This is a genomic window from Halolamina salina (genome assembly GCF_042678005.1).
In the GTDB taxonomy this organism is placed as follows: Archaea; Halobacteriota; Halobacteria; order Halobacteriales; family Haloferacaceae; genus Halolamina; species Halolamina salina.
The window spans coordinates 1-5,591 of the sequence record NZ_JBHUDH010000198.1 but is presented as its reverse complement, the minus strand read 5'-3'; the positions used below and the strand labels follow the sequence as shown (position 1 = coordinate 5,591).

At 68.5% G+C, this 5,591-nt stretch carries 6 protein-coding genes; 5 read left to right on the top strand and 1 reads right to left on the bottom strand.

Annotated features, from left to right (window positions below; all coding sequences use genetic code 11):
- Positions 1-9 precede the first annotated feature (9 nt).
- Positions 10-231, bottom strand: coding sequence for a hypothetical protein (locus ACFR9S_RS14370; RefSeq protein WP_379818931.1), 222 nt, complete (start codon positions 229-231; stop codon positions 10-12).
- A gap of 104 nt (positions 232-335) precedes the next feature.
- On the opposite strand from ACFR9S_RS14370, the gene ACFR9S_RS14365 reads away from it, so the two are divergent.
- The 5 genes from ACFR9S_RS14365 to ACFR9S_RS14345 all read left to right on the top strand — a co-directional run.
- Positions 336-1,364 (top strand): zinc-binding dehydrogenase, encoded by a 1,029-nt coding sequence (locus ACFR9S_RS14365; RefSeq protein ID WP_379730459.1) that lies wholly within the window; start codon positions 336-338, stop codon positions 1,362-1,364.
- A 243-nt stretch (positions 1,365-1,607) separates the two neighbouring features.
- Positions 1,608-2,333 carry a hypothetical protein gene (locus ACFR9S_RS14360; protein ID WP_379730460.1) on the top strand — a complete coding sequence of 242 codons (726 nt, stop codon included), beginning with the start codon at positions 1,608-1,610 and terminating at the stop codon, positions 2,331-2,333.
- A gap of 5 nt (positions 2,334-2,338) precedes the next feature.
- The gene (locus tag ACFR9S_RS14355) at positions 2,339-2,488 is read left to right on the top strand and encodes a hypothetical protein (protein ID WP_379730461.1); all 150 of its coding nucleotides are present in this window, start codon (positions 2,339-2,341) and stop codon (positions 2,486-2,488) included.
- On the top strand, positions 2,488-3,963 hold the full coding sequence (locus ACFR9S_RS14350; RefSeq protein WP_379730462.1) for a sodium:solute symporter family transporter: 1,476 nt from the start codon (positions 2,488-2,490) through the stop codon (positions 3,961-3,963). Before ACFR9S_RS14355 ends, ACFR9S_RS14350 begins: the two co-directional genes overlap by 1 nt.
- 145 nt (positions 3,964-4,108) lie before the next feature.
- Positions 4,109-5,591: M28 family peptidase (locus ACFR9S_RS14345; RefSeq protein WP_379818930.1), on the top strand; the 1,483-nt coding region annotated here is incomplete at its 3' end.

Sequence of the window (5,591 nt, the reverse complement as noted above, 5' to 3'; positions counted from 1 at the left end):
CCGAGGCCGCTACTCCCCGGCCTCCTCGGCGTCGGCGCCGCGCTGGAACCGCTCTTTGAACTCCTCGGCGGGACCGACCTTCTCCGCGATCGTCGCGCCGATCAGCGCGCCGAACCCGGCAGCGGTGCTCGCGGCGTTCTTCCCGACCAACCCCCCGAGACCGCCACCGATGGCGGCGCCCGCGGCGGCGAACTGTGCGCGTCGGATCGCTTTCTGAATGCGTTCTTTCACACACGACAGTATTCGCCGACGGATCAAAAAGCCGTCGGCGGTCCGTCACACCGTCGATCGCCTCCACCCACGCCTTTTTGCCCTCTGTCACCCAGGCTGGCGGTATGCGAACTGCACACATTACCCAGTACGGCTCCCCCGAAGACGCGCTCTCGGTCGTCGAGACCGAGACGCCCGAACCCGGCCCGAACGAGGTCCGGATCGCCGTCGAAGCGGTCGCGCTGAACCACCTCGACGTGTTCGCCCGGAAGGGCCACCCCGAGGACGACGGCGAGTTCCCCAAGCGGACGGGCAGCGACATGGCCGGCGTCGTCGACGCTGTCGGCGAGGACGCCGACGAGTCGTGGATCGGCGAGCCGGTCGTCGTCTACCCCGGCGTCACCTGTGGGGAGTGTGAGTACTGCCTGAACGGCGAGCACACGATGTGCCACGAGTACGAGATCATCGGCGAGGACCGCCCGGGCGGGCTCGCAGAGTACGCCGTCGTTCCCGAGTGGTGTCTCGAACCAAAGCCCGACTCGCTCGACTTCGTCACCGCCGCGGCGACGCCGGTGACGTTCACGACGGCGTGGCGGATGATCGTCACCACCGGCGAGCTCCGGCCGGCGGAGACGGCGCTGATCCTCGGTGCCAGCGGCGGCGTCGGGAACGCCGCCCTCCAGATCGCCGACCGCCTCGGCGCGACGACGTACGCCGCTACGTCGACCGAGGAGAAGGCCGCGGTCGTCGGCGAGCTCGCGGACGAAGTGATCGACTACACCGAGGTGGCGTTCGAGGAGGCGGTGATGGAGCGTACCGACGGCCGGGGCGTCGACCTCGTCGCCGACCACGTGGGGCAGGCAACGTGGCAGCAGTCGATCGACAGCCTCGCGATGGGCGGGCGGATGGTGATCTGCGGCGCCACCTCCGGCCCGGACCCCGACATCGACATCCGCTCGGTGTACCAGCACCACCGACAGATCCGCGGCGCCCCGATGGGGAACCGCCAAGACTTCCGGGACGTGCTCTCGCTGGTCGCCGACGGCGAACTCGAACCCCGGCTCGACCGGGTGCTCCCGCTCGACCGCGTGGCGGAGGGCCACGCCGCGATCGAGGAACGCGACGTGATCGGGAAGGTGGTGATCCGCCCCTGAGCAGTCGGCGTGTCCGAGACAGGCCGACGCGTTCGGAAACGTATCCGTTCGAGTAACTTAGTTGTATATCACAACTTCTCGGTTGTTTTTGGTCGTTCAGGCCTGAGAGATAGGGTTTTGGGCACGGTGCGAACCGGACCCCGTCCCCAAATATCCGTACTCTGACCAAAACGTATTTGTCAGGACGATAGCCATGGTGTGGTGTAACGCACCGTGGAAAACGATGATTCACACACGCCACACATGATCGATCGAGAGAACAGTCGAGCAGTCCTCACCACGGCGCTCGTGGCAGCGGTCCTCGTCGCCGGGCTGGCGCTCGGGCCGAGCGCGGCGGCCGCACAGGCCGACTCGCCGTCGGTCGATCTGACGGGGGCGTCGGTGTCCGTCGACGGCGGGGAGACGAGCACCGTCACCGCCGAGTACGAGTTCGAGGTTGCCGAGGCCGGCAGCGGCGAGAGCGCGCTCACGTCGATCAGCGGCACGATGTGGAAGCTGCCCGACCGGGAGATCGGCGAGATCTCGGCCACGGTCGACGGCGAGAGCGTCGACGCCTCGATCACCGAACAGGACCGCCATCTGGTGGTCTCGGTCCCCGTCGGCGAGGTCTCCGACGGCGACACCGTGACGGTCACTCTGACGTACGAGGTCGCCGGGCCGGCCGGCGAGGTCCGAACGCCGCTGTGGGTGCCGGAGTACTCGACACCCGGACAGTCGAACGTCGTCGACGTGACGCTCACGCTCCCCGAGGGGACGACCGTCTCCGGCGGCGCGTTCCCTAGCCCGTCGAGCGTCGACGGGAACACCGCGACGTACGAACTCCTCCACGTGCCGGGGTTCGTGGCCGCGGAGTACGGCGAGTCGGGGCCGGGCGCCCTGACCGAGGACACCCTCTACTCGGTGGTCGGCGTCGTGGTGATCGTCGGCTTCGTCGTTGGTGGACTGGCAATCGACCGCAAGACAGCCTGACAGACATGGCATCACTAATCGCAATGCTCGCACCGTTCGTCGTCGTCGGCGTCGTGTTCGTGACGGCGGCGCTGCTGTGGGCACGATACAAGGGACAGGAGGTATCGGAGCAGGAGATCGGGAACGACGACCTCGAACGTGGGGGTGAGAGCTGATGGCGGTGATCGGCACCGTCGGCTGGGTGTTCCTCATCACCCTCGCGCTGTACTTCCTGGTGATCTTCGGGATCGGCGTCTACGGCTACCTCAAGACCGACGACGAGACCGACTTCCTCATCGCGAACCGGGAGATCGGTCCCGCGGTCGGGGCCGCCACGCTGTCGGCGACACAGATGAGCGCCGGCACGTTCGTCGGGACGCTCGGGGTGCACTACCTCACCGGCGTCAGCTTCGTCTACATCTGGATCGGCCTCTGGCTGGGCTGGCTGGTGTCGCTGGTGTTCGTCGCGCCGCAGATGCGCCGCTTCGGGGAGATCACCGTCCCCGACTTCATCGCGGTCCGGTTCGGCGACGACGGCACCGGCGGCGACCGGATGCGGGCGTTCTCGGCGCTGCTGATCGTCGTCGCCTACACGGTGTACATCAGCGCACAGTACACCGGTGCCGGGCTGATCTTCCAGTCCATCTTCGGCGTCTCGACGGAGGTCGGGATGGCGATCATGGTCGCCATCATCATCGCCTACACCGCCTTCGGCGGGATGCGCGCGAGCGCGCTGTCGGACTTCGTCCAGATCATCATCATGACCGTCGGGGCGATCATCTCGATCCCGATCCTGCTGGGCAACATCGGCGGCGTCGGCGAACTGGAGATGATGCTCACCTCGCTCAACCCCGCGCTGCTGGGCTGGGCGATGACCCCGCTCGAAGTCGGTACGATCGCGCTCGCGTTCGGCTTCGGGATGCTCGGCGCGCCGTACGAGATCGTCCGCGTCTACTCGATGCGCGACGAGCAGACGGTGCGCTACGCGATCGGCACGACGCTGATCTTCCAGATCCTGATCGGCGCCGGCGTCGCCGTCGTCGGGATGGGCATGCGCGTGCTCTACCCCCAGCTCACGACGCCCGATCTCGCGAGCGTGATCATGAGCATCGACGTGCTGGGGCCGATCCTGGGCGCGCTGGTGATCGGCGCCATCCTCTCGGCGATGCTGAGCACGGTCGACTCCATCATGATCGTCTCGGCGGGCGCGATCGCCCACGACATCTACGGCGAACTGCTCAACCCCGAGGCGAGCGAGAACCGGAAGCTGTGGGCCAACCGCCTCTCGGTGATATTCGTCGGCATCGTCCCGTTCTTCCTCGCGCTGTACGGCGAACTGCTCGGCGGGCTGGTGCAGTTCATCGTCCTGCTGCAGTCCGCGATCATCGGCGCGACGTTCTCGATGCCGCTGCTGTTGGGCTTACACTGGGACCGCATCAACACGCCCGGCACGTTCGCCGGGATGCTGCTGGGGTTCCTGTCGGTGCTCGCGTGGCACTTCGGCACCGACGCCGGCGTCGTCACCGGCGTGCTCGCACAGATCGACCCGGTCGTCCCGGGCGTCATCATGTGCCTGATCGGGATGATCGCCGGCTCCTACCTCACCTCGGCGCCCTCGCGGGAGGCGCTGGCGCCGTTCTTCGACGTGTAGGGGCGATTTCCGTCGAAGACCACGCGTCCTCCGTTTTTCACCACCGCCACCGGGTCGGCGAGCCGGACACGATATCCATGCTAACGTACTGCAGGAATGCTGCTGGCTCCCAAATAGCTATGGCGCCGTCGGTCCATCGCTGCGTATGCTCGACCCGGTCGATAGGGAGACGGAAGCGCGACTGCGAGAGCGTGTCGACCCCGAGAAGCTCGAACGCCACGTCGACGCGTTCGAGGGCACCGAGCGCGTCTCCGGCACGGACGACGAGTGGGAGGCCGCGGAGTACGTCGTCGAGACCCTCCGGGAGTACGGCTGTACGGCCGAACTCCACGAGTTCGAGGGGTACATCAGCGTCCCCGAGGACGCTCGCCTCGACGTGACCGCGCCCACCCGGGAGACGTTCGACGAGGCGATCACGGCCTCCTTCGGCGCGAGCACGCCGCCCGACGGCGTCTCGGGCGAGGTCGTCCGGCTCGACGACGTGACCGAAGAGTCCGTCGCCGGCGCCGATCTCGACGGGAAGGTCGTGTTCACGACCGGGCTTCCCACCCCCGAACCGATCACGCTGCTCGACGCGGCGGGCGCGGCGGCGGTGATCTACCAGTCAGTCAACCCCGAGCAGCTCCACGAGATGATCGTCACGCCGGTCTGGGGGACGCCCGGGCTGGACGACGGCGACGAACTCCCGTCGCTCCCGGTGGCCCAGATCGGGCAGGACGCCGGCGACTGGCTCCTGACGCGCTGTGAGGCCGGCCCCGTCGAGGCGACGGTGACGACCGAAGTCACCACCGAGCTCACGACGCTGCCCTGCCCGGTCGGCCGGGTCGAGGGGACCGAGAGCGACCGCTATCTGGTCGTCGGTAACCACGTCGACTCGTGGTACGAGGGTATCACCGACAACGCGACGGCGATGGCGGCGACGCTCGAACTCGCCCGGATCGCCGCCGACGACCCCCCGGCTCGGGGGCTGGTGTTCGGCTTCTGGCCCGCCCACTCGACGGGGCGCTACGCCGGGAGCGCCTGGTGGGCCGATCGGGAGTGGCTCGACCTCCGGGAGAACGGCGTCGCCTACTACCACCTCGACCTGAACGGGCTGGACGGCGCCGATGGGCTCTGGCACCAGGAGATGGCCGAACTCGGCGACGAGCACCTCGACGTGCTGGAGACGGCAGGCGAACTGCCGCTGCTCGACGGCGGCGAGGCGGGGTTCCTCGGCGACGACCGGCCGGCACGGAACTCCGACCAGTCGTTCTGGGGCGCCGGGCTCTCCTCGCTGCTCTCGGGCGCCCGGCTGGAGCCCGGCGGCGAGGGCGGCCCGATCGGCGGCGGCTGGTGGTGGCACACGCCCGAAGACACCCGAGACAAGGTCGACATCGACGTGCTGGCCGAGGAGACCCGGATCGCGGTCACGCTGGCCAGCCGGCTCTGTGAGTCGCCGTCGCTCCCCCACGACTACCGCGCGACGGCCACCGACATCCGCGAGCAGGTCACCGAGATCGAGGCCGAGACGGGCCGGTCGTTCGACGGCGTCCACGAGGACCTCGACGCGCTGGAGGCGGCGCTGGCGGCGGCGTACGAGCGGATCGAAGGGGTCGACGCCGTCGGCTCCGACGCCGCGGCGGCCGCAG

Excerpts from the sequence above, each read along its gene's own strand:
- ACFR9S_RS14365 (WP_379730459.1), top strand. The coding sequence starts at position 336 with ATGCGAACTGCACACATTACCCAGTACGGCTCCCCCGAAGACGCGCTC.
- ACFR9S_RS14360 (WP_379730460.1), top strand. The coding sequence starts at position 1,608 with ATGATCGATCGAGAGAACAGTCGAGCAGTCCTCACCACGGCGCTCGTG.
- ACFR9S_RS14355 (WP_379730461.1), top strand. The coding sequence starts at position 2,339 with ATGGCATCACTAATCGCAATGCTCGCACCGTTCGTCGTCGTCGGCGTC.
- ACFR9S_RS14350 (WP_379730462.1), top strand. The coding sequence starts at position 2,488 with ATGGCGGTGATCGGCACCGTCGGCTGGGTGTTCCTCATCACCCTCGCG.